The organism is Myxococcus sp. RHSTA-1-4, assembly GCF_020037125.1.
Lineage (GTDB): Bacteria > Myxococcota > Myxococcia > Myxococcales > Myxococcaceae > Myxococcus.
Window position 1 is genome coordinate 193379 of record NZ_JAIQDG010000001.1, and the last position, 13311, is coordinate 206689.

General features: G+C 71.9%; 15 protein-coding genes. 8 read left to right on the forward strand and 7 right to left on the reverse strand.

The features are described from left to right. Positions 1–7: 7 nt before the first annotated feature. Together K8638_RS00780 and aat are read left to right on the forward strand one after the other, a co-directional pair. Positions 8–850, forward strand: a complete 843-nt coding sequence (locus K8638_RS00780) for an LEA type 2 family protein (RefSeq protein ID WP_223752427.1) — start codon at positions 8–10, stop codon at positions 848–850. An 11-nt stretch (positions 851–861) separates the two neighbouring features. Beyond that, positions 862–1566 carry a leucyl/phenylalanyl-tRNA--protein transferase gene (aat, locus tag K8638_RS00785; RefSeq protein ID WP_223752428.1) on the forward strand — a complete coding sequence of 235 codons (705 nt, stop codon included), beginning with the start codon at positions 862–864 and terminating at the stop codon, positions 1564–1566. Positions 1567–1605: 39 nt separating this feature from the next. Here the strand turns inward: aat and K8638_RS00790 are convergent, their stop codons facing one another. The 3 genes from K8638_RS00790 to K8638_RS00800 form a co-directional block, all read right to left on the reverse strand. Next, on the reverse strand, positions 1606–1911 hold the full coding sequence (locus K8638_RS00790; protein WP_223752429.1) for a hypothetical protein: 306 nt from the start codon (positions 1909–1911) through the stop codon (positions 1606–1608). Between the two features lie 112 nt (positions 1912–2023). After that, a complete protein-coding gene (locus K8638_RS00795) occupies positions 2024–3028 on the reverse strand; it encodes a hypothetical protein (protein ID WP_223752430.1) in 1005 nt (334 codons plus the stop codon). A gap of 73 nt (positions 3029–3101) precedes the next feature. Next, positions 3102–3875: a hypothetical protein gene (locus K8638_RS00800; RefSeq protein WP_223752431.1), complete on the reverse strand. Its 774-nt coding sequence runs from the start codon at positions 3873–3875 to the stop codon at positions 3102–3104. Positions 3876–3929: 54 nt separating this feature from the next. Here K8638_RS00800 and K8638_RS00805 point away from each other — a divergent pair, with 54 nt between their 5' ends. Further along, the gene (locus K8638_RS00805) at positions 3930–5318 is read left to right on the forward strand and encodes a hemolysin family protein (RefSeq protein WP_223752432.1); all 1389 of its coding nucleotides are present in this window, start codon (positions 3930–3932) and stop codon (positions 5316–5318) included. A gap of 4 nt (positions 5319–5322) precedes the next feature. Here the strand turns inward: K8638_RS00805 and K8638_RS00810 are convergent, their stop codons facing one another. Genes K8638_RS00810 through glgA form a run of 3 tightly spaced genes read right to left on the reverse strand, consistent with a single transcriptional unit; the run spans position 5323 to position 8206 of the window. Beyond that, a complete protein-coding gene (locus K8638_RS00810; protein WP_223752433.1) occupies positions 5323–5820 on the reverse strand; it encodes a hypothetical protein in 498 nt (165 codons plus the stop codon). Next, entirely contained in the window at positions 5820–6737 is a 918-nt protein-coding gene (locus K8638_RS00815; RefSeq protein ID WP_223752434.1) for a serine/threonine-protein kinase, read from the reverse strand. The genes K8638_RS00810 and K8638_RS00815 overlap by 1 nt, the downstream gene beginning before the upstream one ends. A gap of 35 nt (positions 6738–6772) precedes the next feature. Further along, positions 6773–8206: a glycogen synthase GlgA gene (gene glgA / locus K8638_RS00820; protein ID WP_223752435.1), complete on the reverse strand. Its 1434-nt coding sequence runs from the start codon at positions 8204–8206 to the stop codon at positions 6773–6775. Positions 8207–8283: 77 nt separating this feature from the next. Here glgA and pdxH point away from each other — a divergent pair, with 77 nt between their 5' ends. Further along, a complete protein-coding gene (gene pdxH / locus K8638_RS00825; RefSeq protein WP_223752436.1) occupies positions 8284–8868 on the forward strand; it encodes a pyridoxamine 5'-phosphate oxidase in 585 nt (194 codons plus the stop codon). Positions 8869–8880: 12 nt separating this feature from the next. On the opposite strand, the gene K8638_RS00830 is transcribed toward pdxH, so the two are convergent. Next, the gene (locus K8638_RS00830) at positions 8881–9570 is read right to left on the reverse strand and encodes an SDR family oxidoreductase (protein WP_223752437.1); all 690 of its coding nucleotides are present in this window, start codon (positions 9568–9570) and stop codon (positions 8881–8883) included. A 132-nt stretch (positions 9571–9702) separates the two neighbouring features. Between K8638_RS00830 and hemG the strand changes: the two genes are divergently transcribed. The 4 genes from hemG (at position 9703) to K8638_RS00845 (ending at position 13257) form a co-directional block, all read left to right on the forward strand. Beyond that, entirely contained in the window at positions 9703–11124 is a 1422-nt protein-coding gene (gene hemG / locus K8638_RS00835; protein ID WP_370643891.1) for a protoporphyrinogen oxidase, read from the forward strand. Positions 11125–11247: 123 nt separating this feature from the next. After that, a complete protein-coding gene (locus tag K8638_RS44455; RefSeq protein WP_255662292.1) occupies positions 11248–11370 on the forward strand; it encodes a hypothetical protein in 123 nt (40 codons plus the stop codon). A 31-nt stretch (positions 11371–11401) separates the two neighbouring features. Then, entirely contained in the window at positions 11402–12460 is a 1059-nt protein-coding gene (locus tag K8638_RS00840; protein ID WP_223752439.1) for a sensor histidine kinase, read from the forward strand. Next, complete coding sequence (locus K8638_RS00845; protein ID WP_223752440.1) at positions 12457–13257, forward strand: response regulator; 801 nt, start codon at positions 12457–12459, stop codon at positions 13255–13257. The genes K8638_RS00840 and K8638_RS00845 overlap by 4 nt, the downstream gene beginning before the upstream one ends. The last annotated feature ends 54 nt before the right edge of the window (positions 13258–13311 follow it).

A 13311-nucleotide genomic window follows, 5' to 3' on the forward strand; every position in this document is an offset into this window, starting at 1 on the left:
GGCGACAATGTCCATCGTGATGCGCTCGACCTCGCCCTTGTTCCGTCTGGCCGCCCTGCTCGCCCTCGGCCTGGGGTGCGCCTCGGCCCCCACGAAGCCCTCCGGCCCCGCCGTCCTCACGTCCCAGGACACCACCGTGGTGTCCCAGGGACTCACCGAGGCCACCTTGCGCTACCGCGCCCAGGTGGCCAGCCCCGCCCCCGCAGTCCTGGAGCGGGCCGACTACGAGCTGGTCTCCGATGGGCAGGTGCTGAAGACGGGCACCGCGAAGCTGGACGTCCCGCTGGAGCCCGGCGTCCCGGCGGACTTCTCCTTCGAGGAGCACGCTCCCTATGTGAAGAGCGAGGAGGACCTGGCGCGACTCAGCGCCCAGGGCGGCACCCTGCTGCTGGCGCTGCGCGGCACCCTGGTGGTCCGCTCGGGAGACCAGGAGGAGAAGCTCCCCTTCGCCGCCAGCCGCGCGGCCCGCGTGCCCCGGCTTCCCAAGGTGGTGGTGGCGGAGCTGGACGGGGCCCGCTACTCCCCCGAGGAGGTCCAGCTCAACCTCCGGCTGGGTGTGCAGAACCCCAACCCCTTCCCGCTGAAGCTGGACAAGCTGACGTGGCAGGTCTCCGTGGCGGGGAAGACGCTGGACAGCGGCACGCTGGCCCAGGCGGACAGCGTGGATGCGTCCGCCACGGGCGTGTACCCGGTGGAGGTGGCGGTGACGAAGGACACCTGGGGGCCGGACGTGAATGAGCTCATCTCCAAGGGCGTCCTGCCGTACGGGGTGACGGGCGAGCTGACGGGCCTCCTGCTGCGCGTCCCCTACTCGCTGTCTGGAGAGGTGAAGCTGAACGTGTCCCGGTAGAGTGGTGTCTCGTGCCCATCTACCTATTGAGTGACGAGCACCCGGAGCTGTTTCCTCCTCCGGAGCGTGCGGACAAGAGCGGCGTGCTCGCGGTGGGAGGAGACCTGCGGCCGGAGCGGCTCCTGGCCGCGTACTCGCGTGGCATCTTCCCCTGGTACAGCGAGGGGGACCCCATCCTCTGGCACTCGCCGGACCCACGCTTCGTGCTGGAGCCGGACAAGCTGCACGTGGGCCGCTCGCTGCGCAAGACGATGGCCCGCGGCGCCTACGAGGTGCGCTACGACACGGCCTTCGCGCGAGTCATCACCGAGTGCGGCCGCGTGCCACGTCCCGGCCAGTCCGGCACGTGGATTACCGACGAGATGCTGCAGGCCTACGTCACGCTGCACGAGCTGGGCTTCGCGCACTCGGTGGAGGCCTGGGCGGAGGGCGAGCTGAAGGGAGGCCTCTACGGCGTGTCGCTGGGCGCGGCCTTCTTCGGTGAGAGCATGTTCGCCCTGGCGCCGGACGCGTCGAAGGTGGCCTTCGTCACCGCGGTGGAGCGCTTCAAGACGTGGGGCTTCCAGCTCATCGACTGCCAGGTGGAGACCGAGCACCTGGCGCGCTTCGGCGCGGAGTCCTGGCCGCGCAAGCGCTTCCTGACGGCGCTCGCCAAGGCGCTGAAGGAGCCCACCCGCCGCGGAAAGTGGACGGAGGCGGCGTCCCCCACGGCGTGAGGGCACGCGCAGCTCACGGGCCGAGAAAGTCGCGAGGCTTCAGTGCCCGGACGCGACGGAGGCGGTGGTGAACTCCTCGGTCATCTGCCAGGTGAAGGCGAAAGCGGACCGGGGGCGCGCTGAAGCGAGCGCCTTCGCCTGGGGCCTGCACGCCTGAGCGGCCCTCCAGCCGAGCACGCCCAGGGATGCGAGCCCCAGGAGCGTGGGCCCGAGAGCGAGCGCTCGCACGCGGCGGGGCCTCGGCGCGACGAGGCCATAGGAGGACACCACCAGAAGGACGGGAACAGCGCGCGGGCTCGAGCCGAGCCAGGAACGCAGCTTCGCGGGGAGGGAGAGGGGGCTCATGGCCTTCAACGGTAGGGCACGCGCACGCGCCCGGCGGATGGCCGTGCATGCCCGCCGGTGGGGCGTGCTGGAGGACGGGCCCGGGCCTTCAAGTCCCGAGAGACCGCCTGCCTCAGCGCTTCTTGCACGGAGACAGCGTGCGCTTCGCGGTCAGCAGGTCCTCTTCCGTGGGGCTGGCGTAGCGGATGGCCTTGGGCGCCGCATTGGGCTTCGCCACGTCATGGGCGTAGAGCACGCCCAGGTGGCGGCTGAGCACCGTGCGTGGGCCGCTGGCGTCATAGAGGGTGCCGAAGTAGGAGCCACCGCCCTTCAGCGGCGCCGGGGCCAGCGCTCCGGGCGGGCGCAGCAGCAACAGGGTGAGGTCCTCCGTGGCCCAGTCGCACGGGTCCTTCTTCCCCTTGCGCTCCATCCACGACACCGTGAGGTCATGGACCGCGCTCCCGTCGGTCCACTGGCTGCTGAAGCGCTCCCACAGGCGCACGCACTCGGGCGCCTCGCACTCACGCACGGGCACGAAGTCCACCAACTCCAGCGGCAGGCCCATGCCCGCCTTGCCCGTGCTGTTGTCGTTGGCGCGGCGCAGCTTGCACCCGGTGGGCGCGTCCTTCTGGCGCACCGCCACCGGTGTGCCGGACAGGCGGCCCGGAGGCAGCACGTCGCACTCCATCTGCAGCTCCGCCATGAGGTACGTCTTGCGCTCCTCGTCCGTGCCCATGCGCACCGCCCACCACGTCGTGGGCACCGCGCGGCAGGGCGCCGCGTCCGCCTTGCCGAACACCCACAGCGGCACGCTCGGGTCCGGCGCGCCCAGCTTGCGCACGTCCACCTCCGACGGCACCAGCTTCACGCCGGGACGCTCGGCCTCGACGCCCGGGAAGAAGGTGTCCTTCTTGTCGGGGATGACGGCCTGGTGGACCACCCAGCCCGCGCCGGGCAGCCCCACCACGGAGCGCGAGGTGAAGGGCACCAGGTCCGGCCGCGCGGGGCAGCCGCGCTCCGGCTCCAGGTCGAGCGTGGGCACCGCCTCGCCCTCATCCTGCGCGAGCGCTCCCACGGGCACGAGTAGCGACAGGCCCAGCACCAGCGCCTGCGAAGTCAGCCGGACCACGGACATCATCGGGCTCCTCCCCTCGAAGACGCCGCCGTCATACCTCAAGACGCCGACGTGAGCGCAGCGCGAGCCACACGGCTCAGCGCTTGCGATTCCGCTTCGGCGGCGGAGGCAGCACCTCCACCGGAATGGGCGCCTCCGCCTTCACCGCCGGGCCCGCGTCCGGAGCCGGGGGGGGAGGCTCGGGCGCCTTCACCTCCACCCGGTCCTCCAGGGGCACCCGGCCCACGGAGCGGCGGAACAACTCCCACAGCGCGCGGCGGTGGACCTCCGGCGTGGCCGTGCCCGACAGCACCAGCCCCGCCCCGCTGTAGCGCGCCTCCAACCCCAGGGGTTGGAGCGCCGCCCCCACCGAGGCGAGCTGCTCCTGGAGGACGGGCACGTCGAAGGTCAGCTCCAGCTCCCGCGCCACGTACGCGTCCGTGCGCAGGTACTCCAGGAGCACCGCGCGGCACCCGGCGTCCTTCACGGTGGCGGACAGGGCGCGCTCGGCGCCCTCGGTGGCCTTCAGGTCCGGACACGCCTTGCGCGCCGCGGCCAGCCGGGGCGCGGGGTCCTCCGGCGGCGGCGTGCCCACCGTGAGGCGCCACACGGCGAAGCGCCCCTCGGCATACAGGAGGAGGAGCGTCCGTCCCGTCGACTGCCCGGTGAGCAACAGTTCGTTGCTCCCGGGGAGCAGCTCGGCGGTGGCCACGGAGGCGTCCTCCACCTCCACCCAGTCCACGGCGGCCAGCTTGTGGAACCGCTCCTTCCCGGGTTCCAGGGAGACGGCCAGGTCCACGGGCCAGGCGCCGGCCAGGGCCGGGACGAGGAGGGCCAGGAGTGCTCCAACGGAATACATTCGAGCGGGCATCAGGGCTCCGGCGCAGTGGTACGTACCCCTAGCACGGGATAAGAGAGTGGCTCTATGCCTACCTGGACCCTCTGGGTCGCCTGCCTGGCGCTGTGCTTCGTCCGGGCCCTGGTCGCCGCCGCGGAGTCCGCGCTCTACGGAACGTCGGACCTGCGCGCCCAGGAGCTGGCGGAGTCCCAGCCGGGCTCGGCCAGCCGCCGGGTGTACCGCCACAAGACGAACCGCGAGGCCACGGCCACCGCGCTGCGCCTGGGCACCCTGCTCAGCGGCTTCCTCGCCGCCGCCATCGGCGCCTTCGTCCCGCCGCGCATGCTGGACATGACCCGGTATGGCGAGGCGGCCTGGCTGCCCGTGGCCACCGTGGCCGCCGGCGCCCTCTTCGTGGGCGTGCTCGCCAGCCTCATGGAAGTCACCATGCGCGGCCTGGCCAACGCCAACCCGGAGCGCTGGGCGCTGCGGCTGTCCGGCCTGGTGTCGCTGCTGGTGGCCGTGCTCTACCCGCCCATGCGGCTGACGCTGGGGGTGCTCAACCTGATGGCGCGCACCTTCGGCCGCACGCTGCGCTTCGAGCCCCCGCCCCCGCCGCTGGAGGAGCTGGAGAAGCTGCTGGCCGCGCAGGCCGCGAAGAACGAGGTGGACAAGAGCGCCCCACAGCTCATCCGCTCCATCTTCGAGCTGTCCGACAAGCGCTGCCGCGACGTCATGGTGCCGCGCACGGACGTGGTGACGGTGGACAGCACCGTCTCCACCGAGGAGCTGCTGCGGCTGCTCGCCGAGGAGAACCACTCGCGCATCCCCGTCTACCGGGACGACGTGGACCACATCATCGGCGTGCTGCACGCGCGCGACATCATCCCCCTGCTCCAGCACCCGGAGCTCATCGTCCTCCACGACATCATCCGCCCCGCGCACTTCGTCCCCTGGCTGAAGCCCATCGGCGACCTGCTGCGGGACATGCAGAAGCGCAAGATTCACATGGCCATGGTCGTCGACGAGTACGGCGGCTTCATGGGCATCGTCACGCTGGAGGACATCCTCCGCGAAATCGTCGGCGACATCGGCGACGAGTTCGAGGTGGAGGAGAAGCTGGTGGAGAAGCTGGCCGACGGCAGCTTCCTGGTGGACGCCGCGCTGGAGGTGGACGCCTTCACCCAGGCCTTCGGCTTCCCCCTGCCCGAGGGCGAGTTCGACACGCTGGGCGGCTACCTGTCGTCGCTGGCGGGCCACCTGCCGGACGTGGGCGAGCGCTTCACCTACAACGGCTGGCAGTTCGTGGTGGCCACCAAGGAGGGCCCGCGCATCGACCGTGTGCGGATGACCCGCCTGAAGTCCGCCGCCACCAAGGACGGACGGGAGCCCCGGGACGGCGCCTCGCGCGACAGCGGCAGTCAGCCCGCGGCCCGGGACACGCGCCCGGAGCCGGCCTCCTCCGCCAAGGGCTGAAGCCTCAGTCCGCGTCCGGCCCCTGGGGCGGGGGCACCCAGTCCAGGCGCAGCCTGCGCTCGTCCTGGAAGGGGGCTCGCCGCTCCGTACCGCCGAAGCGCAGCACCACCCCGCCCCGCACCGTGACGTTCCGGAGCGCCGGCGCCCCGGCGTCCGCCCCGGCGCCGGTGACGGGGTCGGTGGCCAGCGGGAAGAGCACCCGCAGCGGCAGCCGCGCGTCCGGCCCCAACGCCGAGGCCACCTGCTGCGAGCCCACCGCCACGCGCCGCCCGTCCACCCGCAGCTCGAAGTCCACCGAGGCCAGCGTGGCCGCGTCCGAGGAGGGGTTGCTCACCTCCAGCGCCAGGTCGAGCACCCCGGAGCCTTCCGGCCGGAAGTCCACGGCCACCGACTCCACGCGCACCGCCTCGTCATAGGCGCGGGGCCGGAAGGGCACCGAGCCCAGGCACCCGGACAGGACGCCGCCGCACAGCAGCGCCAGCACGGCCCGGCGCGCGCGCATCAGCCGCCCAGCAGAGGCTGGAGCGCCTCGACCGTCAGGGGCCAGCCCGCGCGGCGCGACAGCGCCTCCAGCGCCTTGATGAACTCCGCGGCCGTCTGGAAGCGCCGCGCCCGGTCCGCGAAGAGCGCCTTGCGCACCACCTGCACCGCGTAGTCCGGCAGGTCCGGCGCCACCGTCGACAGCAGCGGCACCCGCGCGTCGCGCACCTTGTGCATCAGCTCCGCCTCGTTGTCGCCCGAGTGCAGCCGGCGGTTGGCCCACAGCTCCCAGAGGATGACGCCCACCGCGTACAGGTCCGAGCGCGCGTCCACCGGCATGCCCAGCACCTGCTCCGGGCTCATGTACGGCACCGTGCCGCGCAGCGCGCCCGAGTCGCCGCGCATCATCCCCTCCACCTCCGCCACGCCGAAGTCGGTGAGCTTCACGTCACCGTTGACGCCCAGCAGCACGTTGGCCGGGTTGACGTCGCGGTGGACGATGGTGGCGCCGTTCTCCCCCACCTTCGCCCGGTGGATGTAGTCCAGCGCCTTGAGCAGGCACCAGGTGATGTAGAGGGCGGACTCGGGCGGCATCGCCGCGCCGGCCTTCAGCAGCAGCTCCTGCATGTAGCCCAGCGTCCGGCCACTCACGAGCTCCTGCACCATCAGGTAGTCCGGCCCCGCCTTGAAGAGGCGGAAGGTGCGGACGATGTGCGGATGGCGCAGGCGCACCGTCAGCTTCGCCTCGTCGACGAAGGCCTTCACGTACGCGGTGTCGTTTCGGAACGACGGGTGCAGCCGCTTGATGACGACTTCGTCCGGCTCACCCGGCGACCGCTGCGTGGTGGCCCGGGCTCTCGCCTGGTACACCTCCGCCATGCCGCCGACCGCCAGTCGGCCAACCACCTCGTAACCGCCCAGGTCCGGAGCTTCCGCCACGGCGCAAGCCTACTGCGAATTTCCGTCCGCACCCACTATTCAGCGCGGAGGCCGGTATAGAGGGCCTCGTATTTCCGGGCGGAGGCGCTCCAGGAGAAGTCCTTCTCCATGCCCCGGCGCCGGAACTCGCCCAGCCGGGGCGGGTCCGCGTAGAGGGCCAGGGCCCGGCGGAGGGCGGCCAGGAGGGCGGCCGGGTGGAAGGCCTCGAAGAGCAGGCCGTTGCCCTCCAGGCCCCCCTCCACGGTGTCCACCAGCCCCCCCGTGGCCCGGACGATGGGCACGGTGCCGTAGCGCAGCGAGTACATCTGGTTCAGCCCGCACGGCTCGTAGCGGCTGGGCATGAGGAAGAAGTCCGCCCCGGCCTCCACCAGGTGGGAGAGCGCCGGGTCGAAGCCGATGTGGACGGCCATCTGCTTCGGGTAACGGGCCTGCAACGCGCGCAGGCCGTCCTCCAGGTGGCCCTCGCCGCTGCCCACGCCGACGAAGCGGATGTCCGCCTGGAGCGCGGTGGGCAGCACGTCCAGCAGCAGGTCCATGCCCTTCTGCCACGCCAGCCGGCTGACGATGGCGAATACCGGCGCGTCCCCGTCCGGCAGCCCGAAGCGCGCCAGCAGCTCGCGCTTGCACACCGCCTTGCCCTCCAGCTCGCGCGGGCCGTAGCGCGCCGGGAGGAAGGGGTCCGCCTGGGGGTCCCACTCGTGCGCGTCGATGCCGTTGAGGATGCCGTGGAGCCGGTGGGAGCGGCGGCGCAGCAGGCCGTCCAGCCCATAGCCCTGCTCCGGCGTCTGGATTTCCCGGGCGTAGGTGGGCGACACGGTGGTGAGCGCGTCGGAGAAGACGAGGCCGCCCTTCAGGAAGTTGACGGCGTCGTAGAACTCCAGGCCGCCCTCGGCGACGAACAAATCCCACGGCAGGCCCAGGTCGCCCATGACGTCCTTGGGGAACTGCCCCTGGTAGGCCAGGTTGTGGAGGGTGAAGACGCTCTTCGCGCGGGCCAGCGGGGTGGAGCGGAAGCCGCGCTGGAGCGCCACCGGGACGAGCCCCGTCTGCCAGTCGTTGGCGTGGATGATGTCCGGGACGAAGCGCAGCCGCTGCGCGGCCTGGAGCGCGCCCACGGAGAGGTACGCGAAGCGCCGGGCGTTGTCCCCGAACTCGCCCCACGCGTCGCCGTACAGGCCGTGCCGGTTGCCGAAGAAGAACTCGTTCTCCAGGAAGAGCACCTCCAGGTTCTCCGACAGGCGCGCGGAGAGGATGGCCCCGGACATCTCCCCGAAGGGGAAGCGCACCACCAGCGACTGGCCGGTGGGGGTGAGCCGCTCCGCCTCGCGCAAATCGCGATAACGCGGGGTGACGACCTTCACGTCATGGCCCAGGGAGGCCAGCGCGGCGGGCAGCGCCCCGGCCACGTCCCCCAGGCCCCCCGTCTTGGAGAACGGGGCCACCTCCGAGGAGATGAAGAGAATCTTCATGTGTCCACATTGACGGTTGGCACGGACGAGTCAACCGCGAACGTGCGCCTGGGTCGGACGTCCCCTATGTTCCGCCCGTGCAGATTCCACCGGACCCCATCCAGCGTTTCGCGGCCCTCTTCGAGCGGGCGAAGAAGGCCATTGCCGTGGACCCCAATGCCATGGTGGTCGCCACCGTGGGAGACGACGGGCGCCCCAGCGCGCGCGTGGTGCTGCTGAAGGACTTCGACACGCGCGGCTTCGTCTTCTTCACCAACTTCGAGAGCCGCAAGGGGCAGGAGCTGCTGGCGCACCCGCACGCCGCGCTCTGCTTCTACTGGCAGCCGCTGGAGGAGCAGGTGCGCGTGGAGGGCCGCGTGGAGCGCGTGTCCGATGCCGAGGCGGATGCCTACTTCCAGAGCCGGCCGCGCGGCAGCCAGGTGGGCGCGTGGGCCAGCCTCCAGAGCCGTCCCCTGCCGTCCCGGGACATCCTGGACACGCGGGTCGCCGAGGTGGAGCAGCGGCACGCCGGAGGCGAGGTGCCCCGCCCCCCGCACTGGTCCGGCTTCCGCGTGGTGCCGGACCGCATCGAGTTCTGGCACGCCCGCCCCAGCCGGCTTCATGACCGGCACGTCTACCTGCGCGATGGCGCCGGCTGGCGCACGGAGATGCTCTACCCGTAACCCGCCCGGCGGCTACCAGGGCAGCTCCGAGCCCTGGTAGTCGTAGAACCGGCCACTGTGCTCCGGCCCCATCCCGTCGATGACGTGCAGCATGCCGCGCACGGAGTCCTGCGCCGGCAGCGGCGCCTGCGGGCCTCCCATGTCCGTCTGCACCCAGCCGGGGTGCAGCATCACCGTGATGAACCCCTCGCCGCGCAAGTCGTGGGACAGGGAGCGCACGCCCATGTTCAGCGCCACCTTGGACATGCGGTACGCGTAGGCACCACCGTCGGTGTTCTCCGCCAGCGAGCCCATGCGCGAGCTGACGTGGGCCACCTTCCGCAAGGCACCCCGGCGCAGCGCGGGCAACAGCGCGTTCGTCACGCGCAGGGGCCCCAGCGCGTTGATGGCGAAGGTGCGCGCCATGTCCGCATAGTCCACGTCCGGAAAGGCACACCACAGGCCGGGCACACCCGCGTTGTTGATGAGCACATCCACCGGCTGAGAACAGACATCCGCGGCAAACGCGCGAATGCTGGCATCGTCCTCCACGTCGAGTGCGTGGATGCGCAAGCGATTGCCCACCTCCCGTGTCAGTGGCGCCAGCCGCCGCGCTCCCTCGGGAGAGCGCACTCCCGCGTCGACGGTGTCCCCTCGCCGCAAGAGCTGCTGGACGAATTCGAGACCAATACCCCTGCTCGCTCCGGTGATGACGTAGCGCATGAGAGGCATTAACGCGCCGAATGGACCGCGCAGGCAAAACGCGCCTGTTGACGAGTGGCGACTGCGGGTGGGGAATGCATGGTGGTAACCGGAAGCAGTGCTCGCGGGTGAGGCTTGCACAATGACGCTCGAATGCAGTGCCCACGGAGGAACAACCCGATGAAGGTCGCTGTCGTGGGAGGAGGAATTTCCGGGCTGGCCGTAGCGCACCGGTTGCGGTCGCGCGGTAGGGATGCCGTGCTCCTGGAGTCCTCGGCGCGGCTCGGTGGCGCGGTGGGGACACACGCGCGTGACGGGTACCTCGTGGAGCAGGGGCCGAACAGCTTCCTGGACCGCGAGCCGGCCACGCGCGAGCTGGCGGCGGCGCTGAACCTGGAGGGCCGCATCCGGGCCGCGGACGCGGCGGCGAAGCGTCGCTATGTGTACACGCGGGGCCGGCTGCGGGCCGTGCCCGCGTCACCGCCCGCGTTCCTGGGCTCGGACATCCTTCCGCTGGGCGCGAAGCTGCGTGTCATGGGCGAGCTGTTCACCGGCCGTGCGCCGGAAGGTGTCGACGAGTCGCTGGCGCAGTTCGGCCGCCGTCACCTGGGCCGCATGGCCACGGAGGTGCTGCTGGACGCGGTGCAGACGGGCATCTACGCGGGCGACGTGGAGCGGCTCAGCGTGGCGGCCACCTTCCCTCCGCTGGTGAAGCTGGAGCGCGAGCACCGCAGCCTCATCCTCGGAGCCATCCGCACCCAGAAGGCGCAGCGCAAGGCGCTGCCCGCGGGCACCGGCGTGACGGGAGGCACCGCGGCGCCGCCGAAGCTGAGCGGCGCGCTGAGCTCGTTCGAGGGAGGCCTGCAGGCTCTCATCGACGCGCTGGCCTCGTCGCTGGGAGACGTGGCCCGCGTGGGCGCGAAGGTGGAGGGGCTGGAGCGGGTGGAGGGCGGCTGGCGGCTCATGGTGGAGGAGCACGGGCGTCGCTCGGAGTTGACCGCGGAACAGGTGGTGCTGGCGGTGCCGGCGCACGTGGCGACGCGGCTGCTGCAACCCCTGGACGCGACGCTCGCGGCGAAGGTGGGCGAAATCGAGTACGCCCCCATCGCCGTGGTGCACCTGGGCTTCGACCCGGGGACGACGCCCGCTCCGGACGGCTTCGGCTTCCTCGTGCCCCGGGTGGAGAAACGGCGACTGCTGGGCTCCATCCACGTGTCCACCACGTTCCCCTTCCGCGTGGAGGGCGGGCGGGTGCTCTACTCGTGCATGGTGGGCGGGGCGCGACAGCCGGACCTGGTGAAGCTGGACGAGGCGGCGCTCGTGGCGCTGGCCCGCGAGGAGCTGAAGGCGCTGGCCGGGGTGACGGCGGCACCGTCCTTCACGCAGGTCTTCCGCTGGCCGGCGGGCATCCCCCAGTACAATGTCGGACACCTGGAGCGCGTGGCCGCCATCGACGTGGCGCTCCAGCGCTGGCCCGGCCTGCACCTGACGGGCAATGCCTACAAGGGCATCGGCATCAACGACTGCATCCGCAACGGGGCCCTGCTCGGGGATGCCCTGGCGTCGGAGACATGAGTCCGAAATAGACGGGGCGACCGCTCGTTGTCAGGTAGCGACCGCTCGGGCCGGGGGCGTCAGCAAAGCGCGGGAAGACACGTCAGACTGGCAAGGCATGCTTCCCGGAGTCAGGAGCCCACCATGTTCACCCTCCCCTCCCCCCTGCTCGTCCTCGCCGCCATCCTCCTCTTCCCCATCGTCCTGGTGGGCAGCATGGTGCTCGACGTCTCCGAGACCGAGCTGGAGCAGGCCCCCGCGCGGTAGCGGCCCCTCCGGTGTAGGCTTCCGCCGGAGCATGTCGGAGCCGCCGGAAGCCTCCATCGTCCGAGCCACGCTGAGGGCCCTCGTGGAGCCCCGGCGGCTGTTGCCCATCCTCCTGGTCGCCACGCCGCTCGTCGCCGCCCAGGTGCACTTCAGCCGCGAGCCGCTGGCCCTCTACCTGGGCATCCTGATGTGCCTGCTCTTCGTGGGCGTGGCGCCGGTGTCCTACCGCGTCCTCTTCCCGGAGGGCCTGGACCTGAGCCACGGCGGCATCCGCCTGCTCCTCTACGCCACCGTGGGCAGCGGCGTGGTGCTCACCTCCGGCTTCGTGCTGCCGAAGCTGCTGGGCATGGGGCCCACCTTCCTCACCCAACGCTTCAACCTCGCCATCTGCGGCGCCCTCTTCCTCGTGGGGGGATGGGGCCTGGGCCGCGACATCGGCTTCGAGGAGAGCCTCACGAAGGAGCGCGCCCGCGCCGCGCGGCTCGCGCTGGAGGCAGAGCAGGCGCAGCTGCTCGCCCTGCGCAGCCACCTGGACCCGCACTTCCTCTTCAACACCCTCAACGCCATCGCCGAGTGGTGCCGCGAGGACGGCGCCGTGGCCGAGGCCGCCGTGCTGCGGCTGTCCACCATGCTCCGCTCGGTGCTCGCGGGCGTGCGCAGCGCCACCTGGCCGCTGTCCCAGGAGCTGGAGCTCATTCGCACCCTCTTCGACCTGCACCTCTTGAGAGACCCGGACCTCTTCCAGCTTGGAATGAACGTTCCTTCCACCGGCCTGGGGGACGTGCCCGTCCCCCCGCTGGCGCTGCTGCCGCTCGCGGAGAACGCCGTGAAGCACGGCCCCGCCGCCGGCCACCGCGGCCGCCTGACACTGGACGTCGCCGTGCGCGACGACGCGGTGGAGGTGGCCATTGAAAACCCCGGCGCCTCCAAGGGCCCCCGCGAGGGCAGCGCCGGCCTGCCCACCGTGGAGCGGCGCCTGGCCCTGGCCTATGGCGGCCGGGCCCGGCTCGCGCTCGCCAGCACCGAGGGCCGCACCCGCGTCACCGTCACCCTGCCCCGCTCGGGTCCCCTGCCTGGAGTCCTCACGTGAGCCCGCCCCTGCGTGTCCTCGTCGCCGACGATGAGCTGCTCGCCCGCAAGCGCCTGTCGCGCCTGCTGACCGCCCTCCCCGGCGTGGAGGTGTGTGGCGAGGCCGCGGACGGCGAGGCCGTCCTCACCGCGGTGCGCGCCGGCGGCGTGGACGTGGTGCTGCTGGACATCCACATGCCCGGCCTCAGCGGCCTGGACGCCCTGGCCCTGTTGCCGGAAGGGCGCCCGCGCGTCATCCTCTGCACCGCCCACGCCGAGCACGCCGTGGACGCCTTCAACCATGGCGCCGTGGACTACGTCCTCAAGCCCGTGGAGCCCGCGCGCCTGCAGAAGGCGCTGGAGCGCGCGCGCTCGCGCATGGAGGCCGCGCCGGCCCCGAGGGAGTCCGCGAAGGCCGAGGCACAGGCCCCCGCCGAGCGCCCCGGAAGCGGCACCGTGGCGCGGGGGCTGGCGCGGCTGCCCATCCCCACGCGCCAGGGCATCGTCCTGGTGGACCCGGAGACGATTTCCCACGCGGCGCTGGAGGACGAGCTGGTGACGGTGTTCACCGGACAGGGCGACTTCCTCACCGACTTCACCCTCAACGAGCTGGCGGAGAAGCTGCCCCCGGAGCGCTTCCACCGCGTCCACCGCCGCGCGCTGCTCAACCTCTCGCACGTCACCCGGCTGGAGCCGCTGGAGACGGGCGGCTACCTGGCGCGCACCGCCCGGGGCCACACGGTGGAGGTGAGCCGCCAGTCCGCGCGCGAGCTGCGACGCATGCTCGGCCTGCGCAAGAGCGCCGAGGACGAGGGCTGAGGCCCCACCACGCACCCTGTCGGGAGAGTCCCCGCGAGCGGGGCGTGAAGCCGG